The following is a 1321-nucleotide window of genomic DNA, read 5'->3' as shown; positions in this document are numbered from 1 at the left end:
AGGTGCCATGCCTTGCAAAGATGGGAAGGGCTGACCGTTGTAACGAAGTTCACTGTCATAATCATCTTCAATGATCCATGCATTTTGTTGTTTTGCCCAAGCTAATAAAGCTGTACGTCTTGCTAGACTCATCGGCATGACAAGTGGATATTGGTGAGATGGGGTTACAAACGCAGCACGCGCTTGTTTAGAAAGCTTAATTCCGGTTTCAACCTGAATGCCTTCTTCATCAACAGGAACACGTACCATTCGAATGTTTTGCACAGTATGCTCAAAAATGGCTGTTGTCCCCCGATAAGCCGGGTCTTCAACCCAAACTTCATCTTTCTCCTCAAATAAAATTTGGCTGCAAATATAAAGTGATTGTTGAATGCCGGGCGTAATCACAATTTGTTCAGGTTCGCAGTGGACAGAACGTGACCGTCGTATATAGTCTGCTATAGCAATTCTTAGTGATAATACCCCTTGAGGTTCACCATAACCTGATGGAGCACCTGCACCCCGAGATCTAAATTTATTACCAAATTTACGCCAAATATCACTTGGTTGAGTACGTCCAGCGGGGACAGATACCGCAAAAGGAACATGGGGAAGTGGCTTAAATTCATCAAGCACTTTGGCATATGAACGTGCCGATTTGGTCAAAAAGATCGAGTTAGGTTTATTTTCTTTCGATGAATGTTGTATTGCAGATGTTTTAACCAAAGCATGAGACACATAAGTGCCAGTTCGTGGTTGAGAGTCAAACACACCTTCAGCTAAAAGCTGATCATAAGCTTCAATAATGGTTCCGCGAGCGACACCTAGGGTTAAAGCCAGTTCACGAGAAGAAGGCAATGGATCACCGGGTTGTAAATCACCACTTTGTACAGCTTCACGTAAAGCTTGAGTCAGTTGAGCACTTATCTTTCCTTTGCTTTTATCAATCTTTGCAATAGACGGAAGTTCCACAACTTTTGCCATTCTTGCCATAATTCTGGTCTACTTAAAAAAATACCAAGTGGTTCTTTTTAATAAACCACATAAACCAGAAAATTTACAACACCAAATATAAATAACCCTGATATTTACAGCGAGGTTTTTTATCCATGTATATCCCTGATGATTTTGCAGAAAACCGTTTGGATGTATTGCATTCTCTTATTACAGAACATCCATTTGGGGTGCTTTTTACGCATGGAAGTAATGGCTTAGATGCAAATCATCTTCCATTCGAGTTGCAAGCAAATGAAGGGAAATTTGGCATGCTACATGCCCATGTGTCACGAAATAATTCTGTTTGGCAGGACATTAAAAATGGAGATGAGGTATTGGTCGTTTT

2 protein-coding genes are annotated in these 1321 nt (G+C 40.9%); one reads left to right on the top strand and one right to left on the bottom strand.

Annotated features, from left to right (window positions below; translation table 11 throughout):
• Positions 1–972, bottom strand: a 972-nt coding sequence (locus tag VXQ92_RS18390) for a PLP-dependent aminotransferase family protein (RefSeq protein ID WP_416682777.1), incomplete at its 3' end; no start/stop codon positions are given.
• Between the two features lie 116 nt (positions 973–1088).
• Between VXQ92_RS18390 and VXQ92_RS18385 the strand changes: the two genes are divergently transcribed.
• The coding region (locus VXQ92_RS18385; protein ID WP_416682776.1) for an FMN-binding negative transcriptional regulator at positions 1089–1321 on the top strand (233 nt) is incomplete at its 3' end.

Source organism: Acinetobacter sp. 228, assembly GCF_048147885.1.
This window is presented reverse-complemented; position numbering and strand designations above follow the sequence as displayed.